The organism is Pseudomonas sp. B21-056 (assembly GCF_026016325.1).
Lineage (GTDB): Bacteria > Pseudomonadota > Gammaproteobacteria > Pseudomonadales > Pseudomonadaceae > Aquipseudomonas.
In genome coordinates this window covers 4,543,289-4,556,695 of record NZ_CP087203.1, presented here as the reverse complement: position 1 = coordinate 4,556,695, position 13,407 = coordinate 4,543,289, and the positions used below count along the sequence as shown (strand labels likewise).

Genomic DNA, 13,407 nt, shown 5'->3' with positions numbered 1-13,407 from the left:
AAAAAAAACAAGGAGTCAACTATGAATCATCGTCGTGGGATCCGTTCCCTGTGCCGCGTTGCCCTGGCAGTTGCCGCGGTCGGTCTCAGCAGTAGCTTGCTGGCGGCTGAAGAAGTGAAGATCGGTTTTCTGGTCAAGCAGGCCGAGGAACCCTGGTTCCAGACCGAATGGGCGTTCGCCGAGAAGGCGGGCAAGGACAAGGGCTTCAAGGTGATCAAGATTGCCGTGCCCGATGGCGAGAAGACCCTCTCGGCCATCGACAGCCTGGCGGCCAACGGCGCCAAGGGCTTTGTGATCTGCCCGCCGGATGTGTCCCTGGGCCCGGCCATCATGGCCAAGGCCAAGCTCAACGACATGAAAGTCATCGCTGTCGATGACCGTTTTGTCGATGCCAACGGCAAGTTCATGGAAGACGTGCCGTACCTGGGCATGGCCGCATTCGAAGTCGGCCAGAAGCAGGGTACCGCCATGGCCACCGAAGCCAAAAAACGTGGTTGGGACTGGAAAGACACCTACGCTGTGATCAACACCTTCAACGAGTTGGACACCGGCAAGAAACGCACCGACGGTTCGATTGACGCCCTGAAGAAAGCCGGTATGCCGGACGATCACATCCTCACCACGGCGCTCAAGACCCTCGACGTACCGGGGAGCATGGACTCCACCAACTCCGCCCTGGTGAAACTGCCCAGCGGCGCGAAGAACCTGATTATTGGCGGCATGAACGACAACACCGTGCTGGGTGGCGTGCGTGCGACGGAAAGCGCCGGCTTCAAGGCAGACAACGTGATCGGGATCGGCATCAACGGCACCGACGCCATCGGCGAGCTGAAGAAACCCCACAGCGGCTTCTTCGGTTCGATGCTGCCTAGCCCGCACATCGAAGGCTACAAGACTGCCGAGATGATGTTCGAGTGGGTCACCACCGGCAAGGAACCACCGAAGTACACCGCCATGGACGAGGTGACGCTGATCACCCGGGAGAACTTCAAGCAGGAGCTGGAGAAGATCGGCCTGTGGAATTGATGGCCGGTTGATTCAAAAGCGGCCCCGGTGTCTTGGGGCCGCTTGATCTCTGTGAGTTCGAGGTGGTTATGCAAGCGCAAACAGCGACACAGCAACACAACATCGGCGCCAGCTTGCGGTTCAATGGAATCGGCAAGGCCTTTCCCGGCGTGCAGGCGCTGGCCAATATCAGTTTTGTTGCCCATCCAGGCCAGGTTCATGCCTTGATGGGGGAAAACGGCGCGGGCAAGTCCACGTTGCTGAAGATCCTGGGCGGTGCCTACATCCCGAGCAGCGGCGAGCTGCAGATCGGCGAGCAGGTGATGGCCTTCAAATGCACGGCCGACAGCATCGCCAGCGGTGTGGCGGTGATTCACCAGGAGCTGCACCTGGTGCCGGAAATGACGGTGGCCGAGAATCTGTTCCTCGGCCATTTGCCGGCCCGTTTCGGCCTGGTCAATCGCGGCGTGTTGCGCCAGCAGGCGTTGGCGCTGCTCAAGGGCCTGGCCGATGAAATCGATCCCCAGGAAAAGGTCGGTCGCCTGTCACTGGGCCAGCGTCAACTGGTGGAAATCGCCAAGGCCTTGTCCCGTGGCGCCCATGTGATTGCTTTCGATGAGCCCACCAGCAGCCTTTCGGCACGGGAAATCGACCGCTTGATGGCGATCATCGCCCGCCTGCGGGATGAGGGCAAAGTGGTGCTGTATGTCAGTCACCGTATGGAAGAGGTGTTCCGCATCTGTAACGCGGTGACGGTGTTCAAGGACGGGCGCTACGTGCGCACCTTCGAGAACATGAGCGAGTTGACCCACGATCAATTGGTCACCTGCATGGTCGGTCGCGACATCCAGGACATCTATGATTACCGTGCCCGTGAGCGCGGTGAAGTGGCGCTGCAGGTTGATCGCCTGCTCGGCCCGGGCTTGCGTGAGCCAGTGAGTTTCCAGGTGCACAAAGGCGAAATCCTCGGGTTGTTCGGGCTGGTAGGGGCCGGGCGTACCGAGTTGCTGCGCTTGCTCAGCGGGTTGGAACGCCAGACCGAAGGCAGCCTGGTGCTGCACGGAGAGGCGCTGAAACTGCGCTCGCCCCGGGATGCCATCGCCGCCGGCGTACTGCTCTGCCCGGAAGACCGCAAGAAGGAAGGCATCATGCCCCTGGCGAGCGTCGGCGAGAACATCAACATCAGCGCCCGCAGTGCCCATTCCACCCTCGGCTGCCTGTTGCGCGGCGATTGGGAGAAGGGCAACGCCGACAAGCAGATCAAGGCGTTGAAAGTGAAGACCCCGACGGCGGGGCAGAAAATCATGTACCTGTCCGGCGGCAATCAGCAGAAGGCGATTCTCGGTCGCTGGCTGTCGATGCCGATGAAAGTCCTGCTGCTGGACGAACCTACCCGGGGTATCGACATCGGTGCCAAGGCTGAGATCTACCAGATCATCCACAACCTGGCGGCCGATGGCATCGCGGTGATTGTGGTGTCCAGCGACCTGATGGAGGTGATGGGCATTTCCGACCGGATCCTGGTGCTGTGCGAAGGGGCCATGCGCGGCGAGCTGTCGCGTGACCAGGCCAACGAATCCAACCTGCTGCAACTGGCGCTGCCACGCCAACGCGTTGCCGACGCGGCGAACTGAGAGGTAAATCATGACCATTCAAAACAATGCACTGCCGACGGCACGCAAACCCCTGGACATGCGTCGTTTCCTCGACGACTGGGTCATGCTGCTGGCGGCCATCGGCATCTTCGTGCTCTGCACCTTGCTGATCGACAACTTCCTGTCGCCGCTGAACATGCGGGGCCTGGGCCTGGCGATTTCCACGACCGGCATCGCGGCCTGCACCATGTTGTATTGCCTGGCGTCCGGGCACTTCGACTTGTCGGTCGGCTCGGTGATCGCCTGTGCCGGCGTGGTCGCGGCGGTGGTGATGCGTGACACCAACAGCGTGTTCCTGGGTGTCAGCGCGGCGCTGGTGATGGGGCTGATCGTTGGCCTGATCAACGGCATCGTCATTGCCAAGCTGCGGGTCAATGCCTTGATCACCACGCTGGCGACCATGCAGATCGTTCGCGGCCTGGCCTACATCTTTGCCAACGGCAAGGCAGTGGGTGTGTCCCAGGAGTCGTTCTTCGTGTATGGCAACGGCCAGTTGTTTGGTGTGCCGGTACCGATCGTGATTACCATCGTCTGCTTTCTGTTTTTCGGCTGGTTGTTGAACTACACCACCTATGGGCGCAACACCATGGCCATTGGTGGCAACCAGGAAGCGGCGTTGCTGGCGGGGGTGAACGTTGATCGCACCAAGATCATCATCTTCGCCGTGCACGGGGTGATCGGCGCGCTGGCGGGGGTGATCCTGGCCTCGCGCATGACCTCCGGCCAACCGATGATCGGCCAGGGCTTCGAACTGACGGTGATCTCGGCGTGTGTGCTGGGTGGGGTCTCGTTGAGCGGTGGTATCGGCATGATCCGTCATGTGATTGCCGGGGTACTGATTCTGGCGATCATCGAAAACGCGATGAACCTGAAGAACATCGACACCTTCTACCAATACGTCATCCGTGGTTCGATCCTGCTGCTCGCCGTGGTCATCGACCGTATGAAGCAGCGCTGAAGCCTCCCACCACTCAGTGTGGGAGCGAGCTTGCTCGCGAAGGCGTCGGCACATTCAAAGTTGATGTTGACTGATCTGGCGCTATCGCGAGCAAGCTCGCTCCCACAGGGTTTTGTGGTTATCACGGAACCCGTGCATGCCGCAGACCCCATGTGCGAGCCTGCTCGCGATGGCGTCGGCCCTGGCGCCAACGATCATGCTGCCTTGCGCAACGCCTCGATCAATTCCTGCTTGCGCATCTTCGAACGCCCGGGAATGTTTTTCGCCCGGGCTTCCTTCATCAGGCTGTCGACCGTCTGGGTTTCATGGGAGGCCTTGCTGGTGCGCGGATGCCCTTCCCGGGTCTTGGCTGCGCGGCGGGCCGACTCCTTGCGGTCGGTTTTCTTTTCCGTGGCCGGTTTACTTTTCCCCGAACCGCCGGAACGCTCGCCACCGCCGGACTGTTTGTTCACCGTCGCCCAAGCCCGCGCCTCGGCCGTCTCCTCGGACAGGCCTTTCTTCTCGTAGCTTTTCTCGATGTGTTCGGCCTTGCGCTTTTGCTCGGCGGTGTATTTGTCTTTGCTTCCACGAGGCATGGGATGTTCCTCCTCAAGTGTGTGAGCAGAGGCTACTGGCTGGCGCCGCCTTCGGAGCCCGAACCACCGGTGGTGGTTTTCGAGCCCACGCCGGTTTCTGCGTTGTCGGGTGCTGTAGAGTCCGGTGTGTTCAGGCCACCCTGACGGCCCATGTCATTACCCTGCACGCGCGGATCGGTGCCAGTGGCGGGCGGCTGACCGTTGTTCAAGGTGCCGCCGCCGGTGCCGTCGGTGTTCAACTTGGGCATGCCCTGGGTGGCCGGCGAGTTGGGTGCCTCCACCGGGTCGGTCGGTCCGGTACCCGAGGTGGACGCCGCGAAGGCCACCGAAGACAACAGTGCGGCAAATGTGAATGCAGTCAGCCTTGAAGTGATCATGGTGTCGCCTCCATTTTTCAGATGCTTGCCTGATCTTGGGCCGTGCTGGATCGAGGTTGGTGCCTCGGGGGCGACGAATGGTGCTTTCGCCGGTTCGTCCTGATTTGGATTGAGATGTGACGAGCGTCGCGTAGCGGCTTAGTATGGCGCTTTCAATTGGCTACAAGGCCCGTTCATGTCGATCGAGATCCGTCCTGCGCAACCCAGCGATGCGCCTCAAATCCTTGCCTTCATCACCGAACTGGCCGACTACGAAAAAGCCCGTCACGAAGTCATCGCCAGTGTGGCCGACATCGAGCGCAGCCTGTTCAGCGAAGGTGCGACTGCCCACGGGCTGATCTGCCTGCGCGATGGCGTACCGATCGGTTTCGCGGTGTTTTTCTTCAGCTACTCGACCTGGTTGGGCAGCAACTGCCTGTACCTTGAAGACCTGTACATCACACCCGAGCAGCGTGGCGGCGGGGCGGGCAAGACGTTGTTGCGTCACCTGGCCAAAGTCGCCTGCGACAATGATTGCGGTCGTTTCGAATGGAGCGTCCTGGACTGGAACACGCCGGCAATCGAGTTCTACAAGTCCCTCGGCGCGCAACCCCAGGAAGAATGGGTGCGCTACCGAATGGACGGCAAGGTGCTACGGGATTTCGCCCAAGGCAACTGAATGGTTCATGAGTGCGCGGCGGATGCCCACTCGGCAAACCCGGGCCGCTGCTCAAGGCGTTTGCAGTAGGCGGCTACCGCTGGGTAGTCAGGTCGCTCCATGGGTGTCTGACGCCAGCGGTGCACGGACAGGCCAATGAGCACATCCGCCAGGGAAAACTCCGCACCGGCCACGTAAGCGCCGGTGTGATTCAACTGCTGTTCCAGCAAGCCCATCTTTTCATTCCAGCCTTTGATTCCGGCGGCGATGGATTGTGGGTCCTGCATAGCCGGATTCTTGCGCACCAGCGCGTGAAACGCGTAGCCCCATGACGGGTTGAGTTCCGTCGCCTGCCAATCCATCCACTGCTCGATCCGGGCCCTGGCCGCCGGCTCGAGCGGCAGCAGATCGCTGGGGCCATGTTTGCCCACCAAATAACGGCAGATGGTGTTCGACTCCCAGAGCACACCGTTCTCATCGATGATCACCGGGACCTGGGCATTTGGGTTAAGCGCCAGGAACGCAGGATCGTGGGTTGAATGGAAGCCGATGCCCCAGTCTTCGCGTTCGTAGGAAATATCCAATTCCTGGCAAGTCCACAGCACTTTCCTGACGTTGATCGAGGAAGTGCGGCCAAGGATTTTCAGCAGTTGTCCCATTTCGTTTTCCCTGAGAGTTAAGGCATCCGGACGGAAAACGTAGCAGGGTCATGGGTGGATAGCGATGGTTTCGGACGTCTTTGTTATATCCCAATATGTGGGAGTGATATTTATATATTGAGATATGGCTGCGCCCGGGTTTATAGTCCGTCCCACTCACTGCCAAAAAACAGAACAGGTGAAGCGGATGCAGGCGCAATTGATCGCGCTCGATTGGGGGACTACCTCACTACGGGCTTACAAACTCGCCGCGGGAGGCGAGGTGCTCGAACAGCGCTCGCTGTCATCGGGGATCATGCAGTTGCCCGCCGGGCCGCGGATCGTGGCCGGCCGGGTTTGCACCGATGGTTTCGAGCTGGCGTTCGACGAGGCCTGTGGTGACTGGCTGGACGCACAGCCGGGCCTGCCCGTCATTGCCTGCGGCATGGTCGGCAGCGCCCAGGGCTGGTGCGAAGCGCCTTACTGCGACACACCGGCGAACGTCGCCAATCTCGGACATTCCCTACAAACCGTTCGGAGCCTTCGCGGTGTCGATGTGCACATCGTGCCAGGGGTGATCCAGCGCTCGCGGTTGCCCAATGTGATGCGCGGCGAAGAAACCCAGGTGCTCGGCGCCTTGCACAGCCTGCCGAACGAAGCGGTGCTGATCGGCCTGCCCGGCAGCCACTCGAAATGGGTGGAAGTGGCCGACGGCTGCATCGTGCACTTCGATACTTTCATGACTGGCGAAATCTTCGCCGTGCTCAGCGACCACAGCATTCTCGGCCGTACCCAGCAGCGCGGTACGGCGTTCGACGGCGTGGCCTTCGATCGCGGTGTGCAGGTGGCGCTGTCGACGGACGGGCAGATCGGTCCGCTGTCCACCGTGTTCAGCGCTCGCAGCCTGGGGCTGACCGGTGAGCTCGGCGCGAGCGCCCAGGCTGACTATCTCTCTGGTTTGTTGATTGGCCATGAACTGACGGCATTGGCCACCACACAACGCCATCGGCGCAACAGCGTGCACTTGCCGACGGTGGTGCTGATCGGCAACTCCCAACTCTGTGCTCGCTACCAGCGGGCCCTCGACGCCTGCGGCTTTGCCCGGGTGACCCTGGCCGAACAGGCCACCGAACGGGGTTTGTGGCAACTGGCTGTAGCGGCCGGGCTGCTCGAATCCAGCGCATCGCGCTAAACCTGACTGGAGGTCTGACATGCTCACACAAGCACTGGCGCACAACGGGCTGATCGCGATCCTGCGCGGTCTGCGTCCCGAAGAGGCGGCAGCCATTGGCGAAGTCCTGTACAGCGCCGGATTTCGCGTCATCGAAGTACCGCTCAATTCCCCCGAGCCGTACGAAAGTATCCGCATCCTGCGCAATACCTTGCCCGCCGATTGCCTGATCGGTGCCGGCACCGTGCTCACGCCGGAGCAGGTGGAGCAGGTGAAGGCCGCCGGTGGCCAGGTGATCGTCATGCCCCACAGCGATCCAAAAGTGCTGCGGGCGGCGAAAGCGGCGGGACTCTATCTGTCGCCCGGCGTCGCCACGCCGACCGAGGCTTTTGCCGCGCTGGCCGAAGGCGCCCATGTGTTGAAACTGTTTCCCGCCGAGCAAATGGGCCCGGCGGTGGTCAAGGCCTGGCTCGCGGTGTTGCCGGCCGGGACCGTGCTGGTGCCGGTGGGTGGGATCACACCGGACAACATGGCGATGTTCCTCGAGGCGGGCGTCAAGGGTTTCGGCCTGGGCTCCGGGCTGTTCAAGCCGGGCCTGACGGCTGCCGAAGTGGCGGTGCGCGCCAAGGCCTACGTGGCCGCGTGGAATGCCTTGAACTGAAGACTTTTCCAGCGCCCGTGCGCTGCATCTGACAAGAGAGACAACAAGATGAAAATCACCAAACTGACCACTTTTATCGTCCCGCCGCGCTGGTGCTTCCTCAAGGTCGAAACCGACGAGGGCGTCACCGGTTGGGGTGAGCCTGTGGTCGAGGGCCGTGCCCATACGGTGGCGGCCGCCGTTGAGGAATTGTCCGACTACCTGATCGGCAAAGACCCACGCAACATCGAAGACATCTGGACCGTGCTCTATCGCGGCGGTTTCTATCGTGGCGGCGCCGTGCACATGAGCGCCCTGGCCGGTATCGACCAGGCACTGTGGGACATCAAGGGCAAGGCCCTGGGCGTGTCGGTCAGCGACCTGCTGGGCGGTCAGGTTCGCGACAAGATTCGCGTCTACTCCTGGATCGGCGGCGACCGGCCGGCGGACACTGCTCGCGCCGCGAAAGAAGCTGTAGGACGGGGCTTCACCGCGGTGAAGATGAACGGCACCGAAGAGCTGCAGTTCCTCGATACCTTTGAAAAAGTCGACCTGGCACTCGCCAACGTGGCAGCGGTGCGGGACGCGGTCGGGCCGAACGTTGGCATTGGCGTGGACTTCCACGGCCGGGTCCACAAGCCGATGGCCAAGGTGCTGATGAAGGAACTCGACCCGTACAAACTGATGTTCATCGAAGAACCGGTGCTCAGCGAAAACTACGAAGCGCTCAAGGAGCTGGCGCCGCTGACCAGCACCCCGATTGCCTTGGGCGAGCGGCTGTTTTCCCGTTGGGATTTCAAACGGGTGCTCAGTGAAGGCTATGTGGACATCATCCAGCCGGATGCGTCCCACGCCGGTGGTATCACCGAAACCCGCAAGATCGCCAACATGGCCGAGGCCTACGACGTGGCGCTGGCGCTGCACTGCCCGCTGGGCCCGATTGCCCTGGCGGCGTGCCTGCAACTGGATGCGGCTTGCTACAACGCGTTCATCCAGGAGCAGAGCCTGGGCATCCACTACAACGAGAGCAATGACCTGCTGGATTACGTCAAGGATGCGCGGGTGTTCGACTACGACAAAGGCTTCGTGAAGATTCCCAACGGCCCGGGCCTGGGCATCGAGATCAACGAGGAATACGTCATCGAACGCGCCGCCGTCGGCCACCGCTGGCGTAATCCGATCTGGCGCCATGCCGATGGCAGTTTTGCCGAGTGGTGAGTTCCCAGGCTCACCACTGAACCTTGTGGGAGCGAGCCTGCTCGCGATAGCGGTGGGCCATCTGACCCACCGCCATCGCGAGCGGGCTCGCTCCCACAGGGGATCTCCTTAGGTAAGGAGATCCTCGTTCACGCGCCCGTTTCCTCAATAAACATAACAAGAGGCACCTCACATGCAAGCGCACACCCTGAGCGCGCAGGCGTCGTTGGTGACGCCCAGCCGCAAGCGTTTTTTCATCATGGTCCTGCTGTTCATCACCGTGGTGATCAACTACCTGGACCGCAGCAACCTGTCGATTGCCGCCCCCGCACTGACCAGTGAACTGGGCATCGATCCGATCCATGTCGGGCTGATCTTCTCGGCATTCGGCTGGACCTACGCCGCCATGCAGATCCCCGGTGGCTGGCTGGTGGACCGGGTGCCGCCGCGGATCCTGTATAGCGTCGCGCTGCTGTTGTGGTCGGCGGCCACGGTGATGCTCGGTTTCGCCGCCAGTTTCATCGCCTTGTTTGTGTTGCGCATGGCGGTCGGCGCCCTGGAGGCGCCGGCCTATCCCATCAACAGTCGGGTGGTCACCACTTGGTTCCCCGAGCGCGAGCGCGCCACCGCCATTGGCTTCTACACCTCCGGGCAGTTCGTTGGCCTGGCTTTCCTGACGCCGGTGCTGGCCTGGCTGCAGCACGCGTTCGGCTGGCACATGGTGTTCGTGGTAACCGGTGCGGTAGGCATCATCTGGGCGGTGATCTGGTACGCGGTGTATCGCGAGCCTCGGGATTTCAAAGGCGCCAATGCCGCTGAAATCGATTTGATTCGCGAGGGCGGCGGGCTGGTGGACATCCAGGCCGAAACCACCAAGGCCAAGACGAAGTTCAGCTGGACCGACCTCGGTATCGTCCTGACCCAGCGCAAGCTGTGGGGCATTTATCTGGGGCAGTTCTGCCTGAACTCCACGCTGTGGTTTTTCCTGACGTGGTTCCCGACTTATCTGGTGAAGTACCGCGGCATGGACTTCATCAAGTCCGGTCTGTTGGCGTCGTTGCCCTTTCTCGCGGCGTTCGTTGGCGTGTTGTGTTCCGGGTTCTTCTCCGACTGGTTGATCCGTCGCGGCGCCACGGTAGGCTTCGCCCGAAAGCTGCCGATCATTGGCGGGTTGCTGATTTCGACCTCGATCATCGGCGCCAACTTCGTCGAATCGACGCCATTGGTGATCGCGTTCCTGGCGCTGGCCTTCTTCGGCAATGGCCTGGCGTCGATCACCTGGTCGCTGGTGTCGACCCTGGCCCCAGCGCGGTTGCTCGGGCTGACGGGTGGGGTGTTCAACTTCATCGGTAACCTGGCGGCCATCGCCACGCCGATTGTCATCGGTTTCCTCGCCAACGGCGATTCGTTTGCCCCGGCCATCACCTACATCGCCGTTCTGGCACTGGCTGGCGCGCTGTCCTACATCCTGCTGGTCGGGAAGGTCGAGCGCATCGAGTTGTAGTCCGACGGGGCGGGCGACCATAATGCCGCCCGTTCCCCGCTCATTGTTGAAGGCCGGATATGCAGCAAGACGATCCAAAAATCACCAAGGACGCAGCGCCCACAGGCACCCAGACATTGCTGCGTGGCCTGGGTGTGGTTCAGGCGGTCGCCAGCGGTGCCCGTGACCTGAAGGAAATCGCCCGGCTGATCGGCACGACCCGCAGCACCACCCATCGCCTGGCCAGTTGCCTGGTGGACGAGCGCTACCTGCGCGTGGTGCCGCAAGTGGGTTATCTGCTGGGGCCGAAGTTGATCGAGCTGGGTTTCCAGGCCCGGGAAGAGCTGCCGTTGGTGAGCCTGGCGGGGCCGTATCTGGACGAGTTGTCGGCATTGACCGGCGACACCGTGCACCTGGCGATCCGCGAGGGCGACGAGGTCCTGTACCTGCTGAAGAATCCTGGACGCAACGGTCCGGAGATGCGCTCACGCGTAGGCCATCGCATGCCGTTGGCGCGCACCGGGATCGGCAAGGCGTTGATGCTCGATGATCCCGAGGAGAATTGGCGGCGGTTGTACGAAATCAGTCTGCCGGCCGCCGGGAAGAGTCAGTTCTGGCCCCAGCATCAGGAGCAATCCTGGGAGCAGTTCCAGCAGCGGATGGTGGAATATGTAGCGGGAGGTTATGCCTTCGACCTGGAGGACAACGAACCGTCGATCCGCTGTGTCGCGGCGCCGATTCGTGACGCGGGCAAGCGGATTGTCGCCGGTATCAGCATCGCCAGCACCGTGCCGTACATGCCGCTGGAAAAAATGGCCGAGCTGATTCCCCTGGTCAAGGGGGTCACAGCCCGGTTGTCGGCGGAACTGGGTGCCAAGGCGGACGTCAGGCCTTGAGCGTCGCCATGTCGATGACAAAGCGGTACTTCACGTCGCCGGCGATCATACGGCTGTAGGCCTCGTTGATCTGGCGGATGTCGAGCATTTCAACGTCGCAGCTGATGTTGTGTTCGGCGCAGAAATCCAGCACTTCCTGGGTTTCTGCGATGCCACCGATCAACGAACCGGCCAGGACACGACGACCCAGGATCAAATTGGCTGCATGGACCGGTGGATCAATCGGCTCGACGAGGCCCACCAGGATGTGTACGCCGTCGAACCGCAGTGTGCCGAGGTAGGGGTTGAGGTCGTGCTGCACCGGAATGGTGTCGAGCAGGAAGTGGAAGCGTCCGGCCGCGGCGGCCATCTGTTCGGCATCGGTGGACACGATCACATGGTCCGCGCCCTGGCGACGGGCTTCTTCCGCCTTGCTCGCCGAGCGGGTGAACAACGTCACTTCGGCGCCCATGGCCTTGGCGAACTTGATGCCCATGTGGCCGAGGCCGCCCATGCCGAGCACGCCGACTTTGTCACCGGCCTTTACGCCATAGTGCTTGAGGGGCGAGTAGGTGGTGATGCCGGCGCAGAGTATCGGTGCGGCGCTGGCCGGGTCGAGCGCGGCGGGGATGCGCAGCACGAAATGCTCATTGACCACGATGCTGTCGGAGTATCCGCCCATGGTGTGGCCGCCGCTGATACGGTCCGGGCTGGCATAGGTCTGGGTCATGCCTTGGTAGCAGTATTGCTCCAGGTCAGCATGGCAGGCTTCGCACTCGCGGCAGGAGTCGACCATGCAGCCAACGCCCACCAGGTCGCCGATCTTATAGCGGGTGACATTCGCACCGACGGCGGTAACCTTGCCTACGATCTCGTGGCCGGGCATCAGCGGGTAGACAGCGATGCCCCATTCGTTGCGAGCCTGGTGGATATCGGAGTGGCAGACGCCACAGTAAAGAATCTCGATGGCCACGTCGTCGGCCTGCGGGCTGCGCCGCTCGAACTTCATGGGGGCGAGGGGCGCGGTGGGCGATTGGGCGGCGTATCCGATGGCAGTGTACATATTGAACCTCGCTAAGCAATGAACAGTCAGGCGATCTATTCTGGGAGCCATGGCGGCGTCCCGCGATGGCGATTCCTACGGGTGTCATGCCTAATCCTCCGACCTTGGCCGTGGATTGATCCTATGGAGCGGCAGACCTGCGATGATGTTCCTATCCCTTTTTCCGTGAAATTTTTCCCATGTTGCTAACCCGCTATCTCGATGCCAACGCGGCGCTGGTTTCGCTGATCGAACCCCTGGCGATCCGTGACGGCTTTATTCCTACGCCGCTGCCTGGCGTGCAGGTGCTGCGATGCAGCCAGGACATCGCCCGTGGTCCGCAGCTCTACGAGCCGAGCCTGGTGATCATTGCCCAGGGCAGCAAACTGGCTTACCTGGGGCCGCGCACACTGGAGTACGGCGCCGGGCATTACCTGATCCAGGCGCTGCCGGTGCCGTTCGAGTGCGAAACCTACGCCATGCCCGATGCTCCGCTGCTCGGGATTTCCGTTGCGATCGATCGGGCGCTGTTGGGCGAGCTGGTGCTGGCCATGGGGTTGATACCGGGGCGAAGCCTCGCGGCCCAGACGCCGGAATCCATGACCAGCGCCGTGCTCGATGGCGCCATGCGCGGATGCGTCGAGCGTCTGTTGCAATGCTTGCACGACCCTCTGGAATGCCAGGTCATGGGCCAGGCGCGATTGCGCGAATTGCTCTTCGCCGCGTTGCGCGGGCCCCAGACCGATGTGCTCCGGGCGCTGGTGGAGCAGCACGGGCAGTTCGCCCGGATTGCCGCGGCCCTGAGTCATCTGCACGCGCACTTCACCGAGCCGCTGAACGTCGAGACACTGGCGAACTGCGCGAACATGAGCGCTTCGACCTTTCATGAGCATTTCAAGCGCAGTACGTTGCTGTCGCCGGTGCAGTACCTCAAGCGATTGCGCCTGCTCAAGGCGCAGCGGCTGTTGCTCAGCGAGGGCATGGGCGTGGCCCAGGTTGCCCATGAGGTGGGGTACCAGAGCTCGTCGCAGTTCAGCCGGGAGTACAAGCGCTATTTCGAGCGCAATCCCGGGGAAGAGCGCGCCGCCTGAGTTGATGATGAACTACTGTGGGAGCGAGCCTGCTCGCGATAGCGGTGTGTCAGTCGACGCTGA

At 61.9% G+C, this 13,407-nt stretch carries 14 protein-coding genes; 10 read left to right on the top strand and 4 right to left on the bottom strand.

The genetic code is table 11. The features are described from left to right. The first annotated feature begins 21 nt into the window (after nucleotides 1-21). The 3 genes from LOY67_RS19605 (at nucleotide 22) to araH (ending at nucleotide 3,618) form a co-directional block, all read left to right on the top strand. Nucleotides 22-1,026, top strand: a complete 1,005-nt coding sequence (locus LOY67_RS19605) for a substrate-binding domain-containing protein (RefSeq protein ID WP_265064037.1) — start codon at nucleotides 22-24, stop codon at nucleotides 1,024-1,026. A 68-nt stretch (nucleotides 1,027-1,094) separates the two neighbouring features. Continuing rightward, the gene (gene araG / locus LOY67_RS19600) at nucleotides 1,095-2,639 is read left to right on the top strand and encodes an L-arabinose ABC transporter ATP-binding protein AraG (protein ID WP_265064036.1); all 1,545 of its coding nucleotides are present in this window, start codon (nucleotides 1,095-1,097) and stop codon (nucleotides 2,637-2,639) included. A gap of 10 nt (nucleotides 2,640-2,649) precedes the next feature. After that, nucleotides 2,650-3,618: an L-arabinose ABC transporter permease AraH gene (araH, locus tag LOY67_RS19595; protein ID WP_265064035.1), complete on the top strand. Its 969-nt coding sequence runs from the start codon at nucleotides 2,650-2,652 to the stop codon at nucleotides 3,616-3,618. A 194-nt stretch (nucleotides 3,619-3,812) separates the two neighbouring features. Here the strand turns inward: araH and LOY67_RS19590 are convergent, their stop codons facing one another. Further along, the gene (locus LOY67_RS19590; RefSeq protein ID WP_265064034.1) at nucleotides 3,813-4,193 is read right to left on the bottom strand and encodes a Rho termination factor N-terminal domain-containing protein; all 381 of its coding nucleotides are present in this window, start codon (nucleotides 4,191-4,193) and stop codon (nucleotides 3,813-3,815) included. 32 nt (nucleotides 4,194-4,225) lie between these two features. Next, nucleotides 4,226-4,570: a hypothetical protein gene (locus tag LOY67_RS19585; protein ID WP_265064033.1), complete on the bottom strand. Its 345-nt coding sequence runs from the start codon at nucleotides 4,568-4,570 to the stop codon at nucleotides 4,226-4,228. A 175-nt stretch (nucleotides 4,571-4,745) separates the two neighbouring features. On the opposite strand from LOY67_RS19585, the gene LOY67_RS19580 reads away from it, so the two are divergent. Further along, complete coding sequence (locus tag LOY67_RS19580) at nucleotides 4,746-5,228, top strand: GNAT family N-acetyltransferase (RefSeq protein ID WP_003179435.1); 483 nt, start codon at nucleotides 4,746-4,748, stop codon at nucleotides 5,226-5,228. Nucleotides 5,229-5,233: 5 nt separating this feature from the next. On the opposite strand, the gene LOY67_RS19575 is transcribed toward LOY67_RS19580, so the two are convergent. Continuing rightward, the gene (locus LOY67_RS19575; RefSeq protein WP_265064032.1) at nucleotides 5,234-5,866 is read right to left on the bottom strand and encodes a glutathione S-transferase family protein; all 633 of its coding nucleotides are present in this window, start codon (nucleotides 5,864-5,866) and stop codon (nucleotides 5,234-5,236) included. Nucleotides 5,867-6,053: 187 nt separating this feature from the next. Here LOY67_RS19575 and LOY67_RS19570 point away from each other — a divergent pair, with 187 nt between their 5' ends. From LOY67_RS19570 to LOY67_RS19550, 5 genes are all read left to right on the top strand, one after another. Continuing rightward, nucleotides 6,054-7,037: a 2-dehydro-3-deoxygalactonokinase gene (locus LOY67_RS19570; protein ID WP_265064031.1), complete on the top strand. Its 984-nt coding sequence runs from the start codon at nucleotides 6,054-6,056 to the stop codon at nucleotides 7,035-7,037. A gap of 19 nt (nucleotides 7,038-7,056) precedes the next feature. After that, nucleotides 7,057-7,677, top strand: a complete 621-nt coding sequence (locus tag LOY67_RS19565) for a 2-dehydro-3-deoxy-6-phosphogalactonate aldolase (protein ID WP_265064030.1) — start codon at nucleotides 7,057-7,059, stop codon at nucleotides 7,675-7,677. Between the two features lie 48 nt (nucleotides 7,678-7,725). After that, on the top strand, nucleotides 7,726-8,874 hold the full coding sequence (gene dgoD / locus LOY67_RS19560) for a galactonate dehydratase (protein WP_024776883.1): 1,149 nt from the start codon (nucleotides 7,726-7,728) through the stop codon (nucleotides 8,872-8,874). A gap of 172 nt (nucleotides 8,875-9,046) precedes the next feature. Beyond that, nucleotides 9,047-10,357 (top strand): MFS transporter, encoded by a 1,311-nt coding sequence (locus LOY67_RS19555; protein ID WP_265064029.1) that lies wholly within the window; start codon nucleotides 9,047-9,049, stop codon nucleotides 10,355-10,357. A 59-nt stretch (nucleotides 10,358-10,416) separates the two neighbouring features. After that, nucleotides 10,417-11,232 (top strand): IclR family transcriptional regulator, encoded by an 816-nt coding sequence (locus LOY67_RS19550; RefSeq protein WP_265064028.1) that lies wholly within the window; start codon nucleotides 10,417-10,419, stop codon nucleotides 11,230-11,232. Here the strand turns inward: LOY67_RS19550 and LOY67_RS19545 are convergent. Beyond that, on the bottom strand, nucleotides 11,222-12,274 hold the full coding sequence (locus LOY67_RS19545; RefSeq protein WP_265064027.1) for an NAD(P)-dependent alcohol dehydrogenase: 1,053 nt from the start codon (nucleotides 12,272-12,274) through the stop codon (nucleotides 11,222-11,224). The two genes, LOY67_RS19550 and LOY67_RS19545, sit on opposite strands and share 11 nt — an antisense overlap. 179 nt (nucleotides 12,275-12,453) lie before the next feature. Here LOY67_RS19545 and LOY67_RS19540 point away from each other — a divergent pair, with 179 nt between their 5' ends. Beyond that, a complete protein-coding gene (locus LOY67_RS19540; RefSeq protein WP_265064026.1) occupies nucleotides 12,454-13,344 on the top strand; it encodes an AraC family transcriptional regulator in 891 nt (296 codons plus the stop codon). Nucleotides 13,345-13,407 lie beyond the last annotated feature (63 nt).

Coding starts and splice junctions, on each gene's coding strand:
- araG (WP_265064036.1), top strand. CDS start 1,095: ATGCAAGCGCAAACAGCGACACAGCAACACAACATCGGCGCCAGCTTG.
- LOY67_RS19555 (WP_265064029.1), top strand. CDS start 9,047: ATGCAAGCGCACACCCTGAGCGCGCAGGCGTCGTTGGTGACGCCCAGC.
- araH (WP_265064035.1), top strand. CDS start 2,650: ATGACCATTCAAAACAATGCACTGCCGACGGCACGCAAACCCCTGGAC.
- LOY67_RS19590 (WP_265064034.1), bottom strand. CDS start 4,193: ATGCCTCGTGGAAGCAAAGACAAATACACCGCCGAGCAAAAGCGCAAG.
- LOY67_RS19545 (WP_265064027.1), bottom strand. CDS start 12,274: ATGTACACTGCCATCGGATACGCCGCCCAATCGCCCACCGCGCCCCTC.
- LOY67_RS19550 (WP_265064028.1), top strand. CDS start 10,417: ATGCAGCAAGACGATCCAAAAATCACCAAGGACGCAGCGCCCACAGGC.
- LOY67_RS19540 (WP_265064026.1), top strand. CDS start 12,454: ATGTTGCTAACCCGCTATCTCGATGCCAACGCGGCGCTGGTTTCGCTG.
- LOY67_RS19605 (WP_265064037.1), top strand. CDS start 22: ATGAATCATCGTCGTGGGATCCGTTCCCTGTGCCGCGTTGCCCTGGCA.
- LOY67_RS19570 (WP_265064031.1), top strand. CDS start 6,054: ATGCAGGCGCAATTGATCGCGCTCGATTGGGGGACTACCTCACTACGG.
- LOY67_RS19580 (WP_003179435.1), top strand. CDS start 4,746: ATGTCGATCGAGATCCGTCCTGCGCAACCCAGCGATGCGCCTCAAATC.
- LOY67_RS19575 (WP_265064032.1), bottom strand. CDS start 5,866: ATGGGACAACTGCTGAAAATCCTTGGCCGCACTTCCTCGATCAACGTC.
- LOY67_RS19565 (WP_265064030.1), top strand. CDS start 7,057: ATGCTCACACAAGCACTGGCGCACAACGGGCTGATCGCGATCCTGCGC.
- LOY67_RS19585 (WP_265064033.1), bottom strand. CDS start 4,570: ATGATCACTTCAAGGCTGACTGCATTCACATTTGCCGCACTGTTGTCT.
- dgoD (WP_024776883.1), top strand. CDS start 7,726: ATGAAAATCACCAAACTGACCACTTTTATCGTCCCGCCGCGCTGGTGC.